This window comes from Streptomyces sp. NPDC002886 (genome assembly GCF_042888445.1).
GTDB lineage: Bacteria > Actinomycetota > Actinomycetes > Streptomycetales > Streptomycetaceae > Streptomyces.
The window spans coordinates 220,274-235,338 of record NZ_JBIAPV010000003.1 but is presented as its reverse complement, the minus strand read 5'-3'; the positions used below and the strand labels follow the sequence as shown (position 1 = coordinate 235,338).

Annotated in this window: 12 protein-coding genes and 1 pseudogene; 10 read left to right on the top strand and 3 right to left on the bottom strand. The window is 72.9% G+C overall.

Translation table 11 applies throughout. From position 1 onward, the window contains the following. Positions 1 to 46: 46 nt before the first annotated feature. Complete coding sequence (locus ACFYYB_RS13290) at positions 47 to 1,942, bottom strand: protein kinase (protein WP_389435263.1); 1,896 nt, start codon at positions 1,940 to 1,942, stop codon at positions 47 to 49. A gap of 191 nt (positions 1,943 to 2,133) precedes the next feature. Between ACFYYB_RS13290 and ACFYYB_RS13285 the strand changes: the two genes are divergently transcribed. Together ACFYYB_RS13285 and ACFYYB_RS13280 are read left to right on the top strand one after the other, a co-directional pair. Continuing rightward, entirely contained in the window at positions 2,134 to 2,670 is a 537-nt protein-coding gene (locus tag ACFYYB_RS13285) for a hypothetical protein (protein ID WP_389435262.1), read from the top strand. Between the two features lie 43 nt (positions 2,671 to 2,713). Continuing rightward, on the top strand, positions 2,714 to 3,328 hold the full coding sequence (locus ACFYYB_RS13280; RefSeq protein ID WP_389435261.1) for an alpha/beta fold hydrolase: 615 nt from the start codon (positions 2,714 to 2,716) through the stop codon (positions 3,326 to 3,328). Positions 3,329 to 3,365: 37 nt separating this feature from the next. Here the strand turns inward: ACFYYB_RS13280 and ACFYYB_RS13275 are convergent, their stop codons facing one another. Then, positions 3,366 to 3,884 (bottom strand): DinB family protein, encoded by a 519-nt coding sequence (locus ACFYYB_RS13275; RefSeq protein ID WP_389435259.1) that lies wholly within the window; start codon positions 3,882 to 3,884, stop codon positions 3,366 to 3,368. A gap of 84 nt (positions 3,885 to 3,968) precedes the next feature. On the opposite strand from ACFYYB_RS13275, the pseudogene ACFYYB_RS13270 reads away from it, so the two are divergent. Next, a pseudogene (locus ACFYYB_RS13270) lies at positions 3,969 to 5,264 on the top strand (chloride channel protein); the annotation flags it as partial. A 241-nt stretch (positions 5,265 to 5,505) separates the two neighbouring features. Next, positions 5,506 to 6,240: a dienelactone hydrolase family protein gene (locus tag ACFYYB_RS13265; RefSeq protein WP_389435257.1), complete on the top strand. Its 735-nt coding sequence runs from the start codon at positions 5,506 to 5,508 to the stop codon at positions 6,238 to 6,240. Between the two features lie 98 nt (positions 6,241 to 6,338). Here ACFYYB_RS13265 and ACFYYB_RS13260 read toward each other — a convergent pair whose 3' ends face one another. Beyond that, entirely contained in the window at positions 6,339 to 7,154 is an 816-nt protein-coding gene (locus ACFYYB_RS13260; protein WP_389436184.1) for a GNAT family N-acetyltransferase, read from the bottom strand. An 80-nt stretch (positions 7,155 to 7,234) separates the two neighbouring features. Here ACFYYB_RS13260 and ACFYYB_RS13255 point away from each other — a divergent pair, with 80 nt between their 5' ends. The 6 genes from ACFYYB_RS13255 to ACFYYB_RS13230 all read left to right on the top strand — a co-directional run bounded on the left by ACFYYB_RS13255 (position 7,235) and on the right by ACFYYB_RS13230 (position 15,050). Continuing rightward, on the top strand, positions 7,235 to 7,720 hold the full coding sequence (locus ACFYYB_RS13255) for a signal peptidase I (RefSeq protein ID WP_389436183.1): 486 nt from the start codon (positions 7,235 to 7,237) through the stop codon (positions 7,718 to 7,720). 200 nt (positions 7,721 to 7,920) lie between these two features. Continuing rightward, positions 7,921 to 10,170 (top strand): MMPL family transporter, encoded by a 2,250-nt coding sequence (locus ACFYYB_RS13250; protein ID WP_389435256.1) that lies wholly within the window; start codon positions 7,921 to 7,923, stop codon positions 10,168 to 10,170. Positions 10,171 to 10,209: 39 nt separating this feature from the next. Beyond that, entirely contained in the window at positions 10,210 to 10,764 is a 555-nt protein-coding gene (locus tag ACFYYB_RS13245) for a GNAT family N-acetyltransferase (protein ID WP_389435254.1), read from the top strand. A 169-nt stretch (positions 10,765 to 10,933) separates the two neighbouring features. Then, entirely contained in the window at positions 10,934 to 11,533 is a 600-nt protein-coding gene (locus tag ACFYYB_RS13240) for a hypothetical protein (RefSeq protein ID WP_389435253.1), read from the top strand. Between the two features lie 220 nt (positions 11,534 to 11,753). Continuing rightward, positions 11,754 to 11,918 (top strand): hypothetical protein, encoded by a 165-nt coding sequence (locus tag ACFYYB_RS13235; RefSeq protein WP_389435252.1) that lies wholly within the window; start codon positions 11,754 to 11,756, stop codon positions 11,916 to 11,918. A gap of 81 nt (positions 11,919 to 11,999) precedes the next feature. After that, positions 12,000 to 15,050: a helix-turn-helix transcriptional regulator gene (locus tag ACFYYB_RS13230; protein ID WP_389436182.1), complete on the top strand. Its 3,051-nt coding sequence runs from the start codon at positions 12,000 to 12,002 to the stop codon at positions 15,048 to 15,050. Positions 15,051 to 15,065: the final 15 nt, after the last annotated feature.

Here is a 15,065-nt window from a genome sequence, read left to right as displayed (position 1 = left end):
TGTTCACGGTGCGGGGCCTTTCGTGCGCCGCGTGAGCGCCCCGGCGTCAGCGCTTGAGCTGGGGTGCCGCGATGACCACGGTTCCGCTGTTGCAGCCCTTGTCGGCCTTGACGCGCAACCGCAGGGCGCCCGTCACGTCGAGGCTGCGGGTGAGGGGCTTGCCCAGTTCCAACTGCTCGGAGAAGACGGCCGGCTGGCCGTCGACGGAGATGGTGACCCGTCCCCGCTCGTAGCGGGAGCCGTCGAGGATGCCCGCGGTGAACTCCAGCCGCTTCCACTCCCGGTTGAGGTCGAACTCCGTGTACGAGTCCGAGTTGCAGGTCACGGTGGTGACGAAGGCGGCCCCGTACGTCTTCGTGTCGATCTTGGCGGACTCCACCTCGAAGCCGCCGAGGTCGTTCACCGGGCTCATGACGGTCAGATCGGCCACGTTCACCCCCGGAGCCACCCCGGACGGGGGTGAACCCGTGCCCGTGGGCTGGGCCGTCGTGTCGTCGGACGGGGAGGCGGACGCGGTCGGGTCGGAGGGCGTCGGGCTGGGCGTGGACGCCTGGCCGGCGGGTGTCGAGGCCGACGAGGACGAGGCCGGCTTGTCACCGCCGCCCGCCGCCTTGTCGGCGTCCTTGTCCTTGTCGAGCATCCGTACGCCGACGACCGCGCCGGCCGCCACCACCAGGACGGCGAGCAGCGCACCCAGCAGCAGTCCGGTGCGCCGCTTCTTGCGCGGCGGCGGTTCCGGTGCCGCCTGCGCGGCCAGCGTGGCCGTGGGCGCCGGGCCGTACCCGTCCGGCACGCTGGCCTGGACCGGGGGCGGGGCGTAGACCGGTTCGGTGGGCGGGGGCGTGTACACGGGCGGCGGGGTGTACACCGGGGGAGCCGCCGGGGCAGCCGCCGGGACGGTCGGGGCCGCCACCGGGGCGGCCGGCGGCTGCGAGGGCTGCTGGGGCGGCGCCACGGGCTTCGGCGGAGCGGAGGCCGGAGCCGGGGGAGCCGCCGGGGGCACCGGCACCGGCACCGCGTCCTGGACCACCCGCTGCGAGGTGGACGTGGTGGTGGACACCACCGCGCGGCGGATGTCCTTCATCCAGCCCGCCAGGTTCAGCGGACGCTTCAGCGGATCGGCGGCGTAGATGGAGGCGATCCGCGCCCGCTGCTCCGCGTCCAGTACCGCGAACTGCGGCAGCCGTACGAGGGCCCCAGCCAGCAGCTCGGGCGTCGAGGGCGGGGATTCCCCGCTCAGCAGGAAGTACGCGATGGCCCCGAAGGCGTACCGGTCCGCGCCCGGGGTGCGCTTGCCCTCGAAGACCTCCGGCGCCGCGTAGCCCTGGGTGAACCACACCTCCGCCGTCTGGTGGTCGGCGGTCAGTTTGCTCAGGCCGAAGTCCACCAGGGTGGCCTGCCCGTGCGCGTCGACCATGACATTGCCGGGCGACAGGTCGCCGTGGATCACCTGGCGCCCGGAGGGGGTGGCCTTCCCCGAGTGGAGCCAGTCCAGTACGTCGGCCAACTGCTCCAGCGTGCGCATGACTTCGCGCCGCTCGGCGGGCGTGGCGAGGGTCCGCTCGGCCCGCCAGTCGCGCAGGTCGAGTCCGTCGACGTGGTTCATGACCAGGACCAGGGCCCGCCCGGTCAGCGTCGAGGACTCCCCGGGCCGGTGGATCGGCGGCCCCTCGAAGTGCTCCCGCACGCCCACGACGCCCGGCCGGTGGACGAAGCGCAGCAGTTCCGCCTGCTCGTTCCACTTCTGGCTGATCCGGTCGAAGACGTCCGGGGTGATCGTGGTCTTGGAGTCGAGCACCTTCACGACGACGGGCTCGGATCCTCCCGCGAGCTCGATCTCCGCGAGATAGAGCACGGCCTCCCCGCCGCGCCCGATGGCCCGGAGCAAGCGGTAGCGGTCCGCTGCCGCGTCTGGGCCGATGTGCAGATTCTGGCTGGTCAATTTCCCCCCAGCGCCGAGTGTTTGAGTGGGGATCAGCTTCCCGTGCGGTGGTTGGCGGGGTCAATGGGAATCGGCCCGCACACCCCTTTTCGGGGATCAACGGGAAGGGGGTCGGGCAGACTGGGCGCGGGGCAGGCGAACTGGGGCGGACTGCGTCGGACGGGGGCGGGGGAACGGTGGAGATCGGTGCGATGGTGATCGCCGTGGCGGGCGTCGCGGGCACGTTGGGCGCCGCACTGCTCACCCAGCGCGGCGCGGCGCGCGGGAAGGCCCGGGAGATCGAACTCGTGCGCAGGCACGAAGTGGCGCGCGAGAACCTGCAGTTGCGGCGCACCTGCTACGCGGACCTCAACCGGGAGGCCCGGCAGTTCACCACGGCCCTCAACCAGCATCTGCACACCCTGCGCGAGCGCCGGGTCCAGGACGCCGACCGGGTCGCGCTCGACGCGGCGAAGGACGCCTTCCGCGACCGCTATTCCGAGGCGCAGATGGTCGCACCCGACCCCGTCCTCACCCCCGCGACCGTGGTCCACCATGCCCTGACGGCGGTCTACGGGCAGGTGAAGCGCCTGGAACGGGGCGCCCCCGACCCGGGCGAGTCGATGGAGGCCGCAGGCGAAGCCCAACAAGGCATCTGGGAACCGCTCCGGGTGATGCGGGCGGCGATGCGGGCCGACCTCGGGGTATCGGGCGGGGAGTCGGCGCCGCCGCCCGCGCGAAGGACGTAACGGCACCGCCCCGCCGCTCGAACTGGACAAACTCGCGGCCCAGTTGGTCGCCGCCGCCGATGCCGAGGGGCTGGAGCGGTTCGCCGTGCTCGGCTACTCCCTCGGCGGGAACGTCGCCGTGCGCATCGCCGCCCGGTACCCGGAGCGGGTCACCGCGCTCGTGCTCACCGCCACCTTCGCGCGGGCCGGCCAGTGGCTCGGGAGCATCACCGACCTCTGGTCGGAGCCGGCCCGGCGCGGGGAAGCCGAGCTGCTCGCGCGGCTCCTCGTGCCGCTCACGCTCAGCCCGCAGGCCCTGGAGGGGCTCACCGACGAGCAGGTGGAGGCGGCCGTCCGGGCGACCGCTGCCTCCTTCCCGCCCGGCGGCGGGGATCACGCCGCGCTGGTGAAGGGGGCCGACCTGAGCGCCGACCTCGCACGGGTGGGCGTACCCGCGCTCGTGATCGCGACCACCGCCGACCGCCTCGTACCGGTGGAACTCCAGCGGGCGGTGGCGGACGCGCTGCCCGGCGCGCGGTGGGCGGAACTGCCCACCGGGCACCTCCCGTTCGTGGAGCGCCCGCAGGAGTGGGCCGCCCTGGTCACCCGATTCCTGGCGGAGCTCCCGGAACTTCCGGAGCTCCCGGAACTTCCGGAGCTTCCGGCGCATCGGGGGTGAGCCGGCGGGTGTCCGCCGAAGTCCGTGGTGGGGCCGCTCACGCGCCCGTGGTGCCGTCGACGGCCTCGCGGAGGAAGTCCGCGTGGCCGTTGTGGCGGGCGTACTCGTGGATCATGTGCAGCATGAGCAGGCGCAGCGAGGCGTCCTCCTCCCACTTCTCCACCCGCACGGTCACCTCCAGGGACTCGGCGGCCTCCTCCACCGCGCGGGAGTGCTCGACCTCCGCCCGCCAGGCCGCGAAGGCCTCGGCGCGGGTCGAGCCGGAGGCGTCGTAGGCGGCCTGGAAATCGTGGGTGTCCGACCACAGGTGGGGGACGTCCGCCCCGCCGAAGGTGCGCCGGAACCAGTGCCGCTCCACCTCCGCCATGTGCCGGACCAGCCCGAGCAGCGACAGCGTGGAGGGCGGGGACGCCTGGCGGCGCAGCTCCTCGTCGGTGAGGCCCTCGCACTTCCAGGCGAGGGTGGCCCGGTGGAAGTCGAGGTACGCGCGGAGCGTCTCGCGCTCGCTCCCGGTGAGGGGAGGGGCGGTGCGGTGGGCGGATTCTGTGGCAGCCATGGCTGAGATCTTGCCCCGTTGGTCCCGGGGGGTGGAAGGCGTTCGCCCCTACGGCGTTCCGTTTTTTGTTCCTAAAGTGAACATATGCCGCCAAGTCGTACCCACATCACCCATATCTCCCACCTGAAGACCCTCGGAGCCGTGCTCCTCATCGGCATCGGAGCGGGCGTCGGAGCCGTGCTCTTCCGGTGGATGGTGATCGGGGCGACCGAACTGCTCTCCGGCCACGCCGACTACGCGGGCGCCGGCCACGCGGCCAACCCCGGCGCACGCTTCCTCGGCCCGTACTTCGTGCTGCTCGCCCCCGTCGTCGCCGGCCTCGTCTACGGCCCGCTCGTCCACCGCTACGCCCGCGAGGCCCGCGGGCACGGGGTCCCCGAGGTCATGCTGGCCGTCGCCCACAACGGCGGCCGGATCAAGGGCCGCGTCGCCGCCGTCAAATCCCTCGCCTCCGCCCTCTGCATCGGCGGCGGCGGCTCCGTCGGCCGCGAGGGCCCCATCGTCCAGATCGGCGCCGCACTCGGCTCCACCCTCGGACGCCTGCTGAAGTCCGACGAGAAGCACACCAAACTGCTCCTCGCCTGCGGCGCGGCCGGCGGCATCGCGGCCACCTTCAACGCACCGCTCGCGGGCGTCGTGTTCGCCATGGAGCTCATCCTCCGCCGCTGGACCTCCCGCACCTTCGGGTACCTCGCCCTCGCCTCCGTCACGGCCTGCGCCCTCGCCCGCGCGGTCTTCGGCGACCGGCCGTTCCTGGTCCTGGAAGCGATGCACGTGGACCACCCCGGGCAGTACCTGCTCTTCGCCGCCCTCGGAATCCTCGCGGGCACCGTCGGCATCGGCTTCACCCGCTTCCTGTACGCGGCCGAGGACCTGTGCGACCGGCTGTGGCGCGGCCCGGAATGGCTGCGCCCGGCGGTGGGCGGGCTGCTGCTCGGCCTGATCCTGCTGGCGCTGCCCCAGATGTACGGAGTCGGCTACCCCGTCCTGGAGGGCGCGGTCCACGGGAAGTACGCCCTGGGTCTGCTGATGCTCCTGATGCTGGGCAAGATCCTGGCGACGAGCACCACGATGGGCATCGGCGGCTCGGGCGGGGTCTTCGCCCCGTCCCTCTTCATCGGAGCCACCCTCGGCGCGGCCTTCGGCCTGGTGACCTCCCCGGCGGACGTGCCCGCCTTCGCGCTGGTCGGCATGGCGGCGGTGTTCGCGGGCAGCGCGCGGGCCCCGGTCACGGCGGTGGTCATCATGGTGGAACTCACCGGCGAGTACACCCTGATCGCCCCCTTCATGCTGGCGGTGGCCCTGGCGACGGGCGTGAGCCGCCTGCTCAGCAGGGACACGGTGTACACGCTGAAGCTGACGCGCAGGGGGATCGACCTGGCGGCGTAGCAGGGGACAGAGGACAGGGGACAAGAGGCCCGGATCCGGTGGGCTACGCTGTGCGGCCATGACTACCGGGACGGCCTCGCGCCACACACGGATCGGTGACCCGGGGCTCTTCTGAGCGCCGTACGGGCCGGTGCGGGCCCGCTGTTCGATCGAGTTCCTCGCGCTGCCGCGCGGGCTCCGCCTTCGTCGTGTTGATCACAGGTTCTGTACATCAACCACGACAGGAGCATGCATGCGTACCAAGACGTTGCTGATTCCCACCCCGGACGGCCAGGCCGACGCCTTCGCCGCCTTCCCCGACCACAGCGAGCGGCACCCGGGGGTGCTGATGTACGCGGACGGCTTCGGCATCCGGCCCGTGGTGCGGGCGATGGCCCGCGAACTGGCCGGGCACGGCTACTACGTGCTCGTCCCCAACTCCTTCCACCGGCACGGCCCGGCACCGTTGGTCGAGCTTCCCGAGCACATCGGCGAAGAGGTCCGGCCCGTGCTCTTCGACCAGCTGATGCCCCTGATCGAGGCGCACACCGCCGAGCGCGTCCTGAGCGACGCCGACGCCTACCTCGGGTTCCTCACCACCCAGCCCGAAGTCGGCGCCGGACCGGTCGCGGTGACCGGCTACTGCATAGGCGGCCTCTATGCGATGCGCACCGCCGCGGCCCACCCCGACCGCGTGGCGGCCGTCGCCGCGTTCCACGGCCCCGTGGGTGTCGATGGGGCCGACCTCTTCTCCAAGCTCACCGCCCAGGTCCACCTCGGCCACGCCGAAGGCGACATGACACCCGCGGCCCTCGGCGAGCTCAACCGGGCCCTGGACGCGGCAGGCGTCGGCTACACCTCCGAGATCTACCCCGGCACCCGCCACGGCTTCACCATGTCCGACACCGACGCCTTCAGCGCCTCCGGGCGGAAGCGCCACTGGGACCGACTGCTCCCCCTCCTGGACCGCACCCTGGCCGGCGGCTGAGGCTCCGGCCCGGAAACCACGGCTGAAACGGCCGGGACCGGCAGGCGGCCTGGCGGGCCGGACGCTCTCACCGGTCCCGCTCGTCCGCCCGGCCGGCCCTACTCCTTCCCCTCCCAGATCCAGGGCACCGTCACTCCCAGGACGCCGAAGCCCAGCCGTTCCAGGATCGGGCGGCTGTCCTGCGAGGCGTCGACCTGGAGGTAACGGATGCCCCGGTCGGCCGCCACGCGGGCGCGGTGGGCCACCAGGAGGCGGTAGATGCCGCGGCCCCGCCATTCCGGGACCGTGCCGCCGCCCCACAGGCCTGCGAAGGGGCTCCCCGGGCGCATCTCCATCCGGGCCGCGCTCACCGGGGTGTCGCCCGCCATCGCGACGACGGCTTCGATCGTGTCCGGCTCGTCCCTGAGCAGGTTCAGCATCAGGTCCCTGATGCGCGGGCGGTCCGAGCCGAAGGCCCGGCGGTGGGCCTCCATCATCAGGTCCACCCCGGCCTCGTCGGTCACCACCCGCAGCGTGATCCCTTCCGGCGGCTCCACCGACAGGGTGGCGAGATCCGCCACCCGGGCCACCAGCACGGTTTCCTCGGGCTCCGCCACGAAGCCGGCCGCGCGCAGCCGGTCTCCGAGGTCCGCGGGGCGGTCGTGGCCGTACAGCTTCCACTCGAACTCCGCCGACGGGACCTCGCCCCGGGCGGCCAGCGCGGTGAAGAACGCCACCTGCTCCGAGATCGCCGCGTCCGCCGTGTGCTCGTCGAGGTCCGACCAGAGCACGGTGTTCCCTCCGGATCCGGGCACGATCTGCCGTACGACCGCGCCCGCCCGTTCCACGCGCGCGTCACTGGTGTCGGGCAGGGCCTCCCGGCGCATCACGGAGTCGAACTCGGCGCGCACCTTCAGCAGGTCATTCGGATCCATAGTCATCCGGCCAGCTCACCAGCCGCCGACGGGTCCGACAACTGCATTAACCTCACCCCGTGAGCGACCCCACCCACCCCCTGCATCCCACGCACCCCACCGCCCCCGCCCACCCCTCCGTCTACACCGGCAAGGCCACCCCCGACGCCGCCGTCGACCGGGGCTGGCTGCTGGGGCACTTCAAGGAGCCCGGCGATCCCCGCCACAGCGAGGACGTGGAGATCAAGTGGGGCGTGCACCCCAAGGGCGAGGAGCGGGCGAGCTGGGTCCGCGGGGAGTCCCGTACGGCGTTGCAGGTACTGATCAGCGGCCGGTTCCGGCTGGAGTTCCCCGGCCGGAACGTCGTACTGGCCGAGCAGGGGGACTACGTCGTCTGGGGACGCGGAGTCGACCACTCCTGGTACGCGGAGGAGGACTCGGTGGTGCTCACCGTGCGGTGGCCTTCGCTGCCGGGCTACCGGGCCGACGAAGGGGCCGACGAAGAGGCTCACGAAGAGGCCCATGAAGAGTCCGACGACCAGTCCGACGACCAGTCCGGCCGGACCTCCGCTCCGAAGCCGGTGTGACCATGGTCCCGCACCTGCCCGCAGGCCTGTGACGCTGCCCACGATGGCCGCCAACGATCACGCGACGCTGCGATCGTTGAGGTGTAGACCAGCCACACCACCAAAACTCCAGACGCCCAGCGTTCAGTGTTCAGTGTTCACGCGTTCTTCCCGACGGGCCGTTCCCCGGTAAGGATCCGAACCACCAGGGAGCCCGTCCGTTGTCAGCCCTCGCACGCTGGTGCATGCGGCACCGACTCGTCACCGTTCTGATCTGGCTCCTCGCCTTCGGCGGAACCGCCGCTGCCGCGGTCGGGGCCGGGACGGCGTTCTCCAACGACTACGAGGTCCCCGGCACCGAGTCCGCCAAGGCGCACGCCCTGCTGCGGGAGGGCTTCCCCGGCCAGGGCGGCGACGCCGACACCATCGTGTGGCGGACCCCGGACGGGCAGAGCGTGCGCACGCCGGCCGTCCGGGAGCGCATGACGCGGGCCCTGGACTCCATAGCCGGGCTGCCCGGGGTCGGATCGGTCGCCGGTCCCTATGGTCCCGGCGGCGACAGCGGGGCCCGGATCAGCCCCGACGGGCGGACCGCCTACGCCGTGGTCACCTTCGACCGGCAGGCCGACTCGGTGCCCAAGGGCGAGGCGAAGGCCGTCGTCGATGCCGCTCGGAACCCGACGACGCAGGCCGACGGGCTCCGGGTCGAACTCGGCGGGCGCGCCATCGGCCTCACCGAAGCGCCCTCCGCGCACCTCGCCGAGGTCATCGGCGTGGCCATCGCCGCGGTGGTGCTGTTCCTGGCCTTCGGATCGCTCGCCGCCAGCCTGCTGCCCATCGCCACCGCGCTGGTCAGCGTGGGCACCGCCTATTTCGGCATCACCCTGCTCGGCCACGCGATGCCGGTCGCCGACTTCGCCCCGATGCTCGGCACCCTCGTGGGGCTCGGGGTGGGCATCGACTACGCGCTGTTCATCGTCACCCGCCACCGCAAGGGCCTCACACGCGGGCTCCCGGTCGCGGAAGCCGCCGAGAGCGCCGTCGCCACCACCGGCCGGGCCGTGGTCTTCGCCGGAGCCACCGTCTGCATCGCGCTGCTCGGCATGCTGGTGCTCCGGCTGAACTTCCTCAACGGCGTCGCCATCGCCGCCTCCCTCACCGTGGTGCTGACCGTCGCCGCCTCGGTGACTCTGCTGCCCGCGCTCCTCTCGTACATCGGCATGCGCGCGCTGTCCCGCCGCGAGCGGCGCAAGCTCGCCGCCGAGGGCCCGCGGCCCGACACGGTCACCGGCTTCGCCGCCCGCTGGTCGGCCTTCGTCGAGCGGCACCCGAAGCTGCTCGGCCTGGTGGCCGCGGCGGTCATGGTGGTGCTGGCGCTGCCCACGCTCTCCCTCCACCTCGGCACCTCCGACCAGGGCAACAACCCGGCCACCTCCACTACCCGCAAGGCCTACGACCTGCTCGCGGAGGGCTTCGGCCCGGGGATGAACGGCCCGCTGACCGTGGTCGCCCGCCTCGGCGGGGCCGGTGACCGGGTCGCCGTGGAGGCGCTGACCGACTCGCTCCGTACGACCAGGGGCGTGGCCGCCGCCGGACCGGCCGTCTTCAACCGCGGCGGCGACACCGCCGTCGTCACCGTCGTACCGGACTCCTCCCCGCAGTCCCGGGCCACGAGCGAGCTGGTCGACAGGCTGCGCGAGGACGTCATCCCGCGCGAGGGCCAGGACGGCTCCCTCCAGGTCCACGTCGGCGGCGTGACCGCCGGGTACGACGACTTCGCCGAGGTCATCATCGGCAAACTGCCGCTCTTCGTCGGGGTGGTCATCGCACTCGGCTGCGTGCTCCTGCTGCTGGCCTTCCGCTCCATCGGCATCCCGGTCAAGGCGGCCGCCATGAACGTCGCCGCCGTCGCCTCCTCCTTCGGAGTCGTCGTCGCGATCTTCCAGTGGGGCTGGGGCAGCGAACCGCTCGGGCTGGGCAGCGCCGGGCCGGTCGAGCCCTTCCTCCCGGTGATCATGGTCTCGGTGCTCTTCGGGCTGTCGATGGACTACCAGGTCTTCCTCGTCAGCCGGATGTACGAGGAGTGGCTGGAGACGGGGGACAACAGGCGGGCGGTGCGCGTCGGCCTCGCCGAGACCAGCCGGGTGATCAACTCGGCGGCCGTCATCATGATCTCCGTCTTCCTGGCCTTCGTGCTCAGCGGGGACCGGCTCATCGCCATGTTCGGCATCGCGCTCGCCGCGGCCGTCGCCCTCGACGCCTTCGTCCTGCGGACCCTCCTCGTACCGGCCCTGATGCACCTGCTCGGCGGAGCCAACTGGTGGCTGCCGGCCTGGCTGGACCGCCGGCTCCCGAAGATCAGCATCGAGCCCCCCGAGCGCCGTCCGCATGCGAAACTTCCCCTGCAACGGCCCGGCGCGGCCCCCGTCACGAGCGAGGAAGCGGCCGAGCCCGCGACCAGCTCCCGGTGATCCGGCCATCCGCCGCTCGATACCCAAGGAAGAACGCGCATGTTCTCGATAGACCTCGCCGACGACGCCCAGCTGTTCCCGCTGGAAGCCCGGCACGCGGAGGAGTTCTTCGCCCACATCGAACGCGGACGCGAGTTCATCGGCCAGTACGTCGGCTTCCCCGACCGGTCCTCGGACCTGGAGTCCGCCCGGGCCCTGCTGGCCAAGTACGCGCTCACGGCCGGGGAGGACGGCGCGCGGTTCTTCGGGATCCGCGTCGAAGGCACCCTCGTGGGCGGGGTGCTCTTCCCGGCGTTCGACGCGGGCACGGGCAACTGTGAGATCGGCTGCTGGCTGGAGCCCGCCGCCGCCGGCCGCGGCCTGGTGACCAAGGCCTGCCGGGTCCTGATCGACTACGCCTTCGGCGAGCGCGGCATGCACCGCGTCGAATGGCACGCCGCCACCGGCAACAAGAAGAGCCTCGCCGTGGCCGAGCGCCTCGGCATGACCCGTGAAGGCGTCCTGCGCCAGAACCACCTGCACCGGGGCGTCCGCCAGGACACCGAGGTCTGGGCGCTCCTCGCCCACGAGTGGTCCGCGGCCCGCTCCGCGTAGGCAGCCCCCGCGCAGGCAGCCCCGTTGCGGGCAGCCCCCGCGCAGGCACCCCCGGCGCCCGTGCGCCGCCGCCCCGCCCCGAGTCCGTCGCGGGGCCGGGGCGCGGCGCCGCACGCCGCCCGGCCGGATTCTCAGGAACCTCTCAGAAAAGCCGCCTACGGTGCCCCGCATGGACACCACCAAGACCCCCGCCCCGACCGCTCCCGAGGCGGACTCCCCGGCCGACCTGAAGAAGGCCGCCACCGACGAGACGACCGCCCCGGCCGCCGCGGACATCACCACCACCGACGAGGCCCAGGTCGAGGACCCCGCCTCCGACCTCGACGCCGAGGACGGGGAGTTCGACGAGCTCGACGCCGCGGCCGAGGAGCAGCAGAGCAGTGGTGTCGCCTCCGGTGCCTCCGCGATCGTCGCCGCCGGTCTCGGCCTGATCGCCCTCAGCGGCAGCTGGACCTCCCGCGTCATAGCCGAGCGCGAGACCCTCAAGGGCCAGATCAGCTCCGCCAACGCCACCACCACCGAGGCCAAGATCGAGGCGCTGTACGGCAACGCCTGGCACATGACCGCCCTGACCAACGGCGTCCTGTCGACGATCGCGCTGCTCATCGCCGTCTTCGTGCTGGCCCGTCCGGCCTTCGGCGCCCCCGGCCGCACCCTCCCCGCCTGGGTCCGCTCCGTCTCCTGGGCCGCCGTCGTCGTCGCCGCGATCGGCATCGTCGCCTTCGCGTTCATGTATCTCCTCGCCCTCCCGACGGCCCCCGCCGTCTAAGCCGTTCACCGCCTCCGGGCCGTCCGCCTAGGCCGTTCGCGGCTGCCCGGCGGCCCGTCTAGGCACTGCCTTAGGCCACCTCAGGGACCCCCGGTCCCGGCCTAAGGCCCCCCGGCCCGTACAGATGCGGCATGCTCCCGATGTGCCGGCACCCCCTGGGGCGCGAATCTTGGATCACACCGAACGAGGTGTCCGAGAAACGCGAACCAGGGAGCACGAGATGTTCGAGTACGAGATCGCCACCGCCCGCCGCGCCGACCTCATCCGCGAGGCCGACGCCTACCGTCTGGTCCGGGAGGCGAAGAAGGCCCGCCGCTTCTCCCGGAGCCAGGAACCGGAGGGGTCGGTGAGAGGGCAGCGCGGCCGGTTCACCCGCGCCGCGTAACCCGCGGCGCGAGACCGTTGGCACCGGCACGTGATGAGAAGCGCACCGATATCCAGTGCCGATGAGCAGGGCCCCTGTGCGATGCTCGGCGGCGTGGAGACCAGATCTGTCAGCCCGGTGTTCGTCGGCCGAGCCGACGAACTGGCCGTACTCACCGACGCCCTGACGCGCGCGGCCGGCCAAGAGCCGCAGGCGCTGCTCATAGGCGGCGAGGCCGGGGTCGGCAAGACCCGCCTCACCGAGGAGTTCCTCTCCGAGGCCGACCGCCGCGGCGCGGTCGTGGCCGTCGGAGGCTGTGTGGAGATCGGGGCGGAGGGGCTTCCCTTCGCCCCGTTTTCGACCGCGCTGCGCACCCTGCACCGCCTGCTCCCCGACGAACTGGCCGCTGCCGCCGTCGGCCAGGAGAACGAGCTCGCGCGCATCCTCCCCGAACTGGGCGAGACCCCGCGCGGCCCGCACGACGAGGAGAGCACCGCCCGGCTCTTCGAGCTGACGGCCCGGATGCTGGAACGGCTCGCCGCCGACCGCACCGTCGTCCTCGTCCTGGAAGACCTCCACTGGGCGGACACCTCCACCCGGCACCTGCTCTCCTACCTCTTCCGCGCGCTCGGCAGCGGCCGGCTCGTCGTGGTCGCCACCTACCGCGCCGACGACGTCCACCGCCGCCACCCGCTGCGCCCGCTCCTCGCGGAGCTCGACCGGCTGCGCACCGTCCAGCGCATCGAGCTGTCCCGCTTCAACCGGGCCGAAGTCCGCCGCCAGCTCGCCGGGATCCTCGCCTCGCAGCCCGACGAGGAGTTCGTCGAGTCGGTCTTCGACCGCTCCGACGGCAACGCCTTCTTCGTCGAGGAACTCGTCGCCTCCCGCGCCAGCGGCTGCCTCACCGGCCTCACCGAATCCCTGCGCGACCTGCTCCTGGTCCGCGTCGAAGTCCTCCCGGACGCCGCGCAGCGCGTCGTGCGCATCGTGGCCGAGGGCGGCTCCACGGTGGAGTACGCCCTGCTGCGCGCCGTCACCCGGCTCACCGAGGACGAACTGATCGAAGCCCTGCGCTCGGCGGTCGGCGCCAACATCCTCCTCGCCACCTCCGACGGCGACGGCTACCGCTTCCGCCACTCCCTGGTCCGCGAGGCAGTCTCCGACGACCTGCTGCCCGGCGAGCGGGCCCGCGTCAACCGCCGCTACGCCGAGGAGCTCGAACAGGACGACTCGCTGATCCGCGCGGAGGAACGGGTCATCCGCCTCGCCACCTACTGGTACTACGCCAACGACGCGGTCAAGGCCCTGCCCGCCGTGCTCGCCGCCTCGGTGGCCGCCCGGCGCCGGCACGCCTACTCCGAGCAACTTCGCCTGCTGGAGCGGGCCATGGAACTGTGGGAGGCCGTACCGGAGGAGGTGCGCGCCGAACTGCGCCCGGCGGACTACACCGAGGTCTACCCGCCCTGCGGCTGCGACCCGGCGACCACCCCGCTGCAACGCCTCGACCTCCTGGCCGAAGCCACCGTCGCGGCCCGCTTCGGCGGCGAGCGCGAACGCGCCCTGAAGCTGACCAAGACGGCCCTGCGGCTGCTGGAGGACGGGCACGACCCGCTGCGCGCCGCCTGGTTCTGGACCGAACGCTCCCGGATGATCGCCAGTCTCGCCCGCGGCGACGGCTGGGAGGAGCTGGCCAGGGCGCAGGAGCTCGTCCGCGGGCTGCCCCCGTCCCAGGTGCACGCCGACGTCCTGGTCCGGGCCGCGAGCTGGGGCATGCTCCACAAGCCGGGGCCCGACAACCTGGTCGCCGCCGAACGCGCCGTGGAGTACGCGCGGATGGTCGGCGCCGAGGACACCGAACTCAACGCCCGGATCACCGTCGGCAGCCTGCTCGTCGACGCCGGGGACCCCGAGCGCGGACTCGCCGAGATGTACGCGGTCAAGAACCGGGCCGCCGGCCTCGGACTCCCCATGCTGGTGGCACGCGCGCACGTGAACCTCACCTCTCATCTGGAAAGCCTGGGCCGGTCCCGCGAAGCCGTGGAACTGGCCGAAGAAGGCGCCGAGCTGGTCAAGAACTCCCATCTGATGGACTCCGAGGCCTACATCCGGGGCAACCTGGCGGAGAGCCTGTACAGCCTGGGCCGGTGGGAGGAGGCCGCGACGCAGGCCCGGCGCACCCTGACCCTCGTCAGCAGCGCCGCCCCGCGCGCCGCCGCCGTCGTACGGCTGTCCTACCTGGCCCTGGCCCGCGGCGAACTCGCCGAGGCCGCCGGCCAGCTCACCGCCGCCCGCACCCACTTCGGATCCCACGACGGCCAGCCCCAGCACCGGATCCCGCTGTTCCGCCTCGCGATCGGAGTGGCCGCGGCGGAGGGCCGGATAGCCGACGTCCGCAGGGAGGTGGCCGCCGTCATCGAGCACGGCTTCCCGCTCGGTATCCACCGCTACGCCTGGCCGCTGCTGCTCGCCGCCGCCTCGGCCGAAGCCGAGGCCCGCGGCCTGCCGGCCGCCGAGGCGGGCCGGGAGGAGGCGCTGACGGTGCTGCGCACCGCGGCCCGGCGCCTGGCCACACCGGTCCCGGTGTGGAACGCCCACTCCGAGTACCTCAGGGCCGAGCTGCTGCGCGCCGAGGGCCGGGACACCGTCGCGGACTGGACGGGCGTGGAAGCGGCCGTACGCCCCCTGGAGCGCCCCTACCTGCTCGCCAGGGCCCAGTACCGGCTCGTGGAGGCCCTGCTGGCTGCCGGCGGGGACCGCGAGACCGCCGCCGCACTGCTCCAGGAGGCCTACGCCACCGCCGAGCAGCTCGGCGCCCGCAGGATCCGCGAGGACCTGGCCCTGCTCGCCCAGCGCGCCCGGCTCCCGCTCACCCCCGTGGACGCCGCCGCCCGGGCCCTGCTCGCTCCGGGCGCGGACCCGGTCGAGGCACTGGGCCTGACCAGCCGCGAACGGGACGTGCTGCGCCTGGTCGCGGCAGGCCACACCAACCGCCAGATCGCCGAGGAGCTCTTCATCTCGCCGAAGACGGCCAGCGTGCACGTCTCGAACATCCTGGCGAAGCTCGGCGTGGCGAGCCGCGGCGAAGCCGCGGCGCTGGCCCACCGGCTACGGCTCTTCGGCCCCGTGACCCAGCAGCCGGCCGGGACCCGCTGAAGGACACGCGCCCGG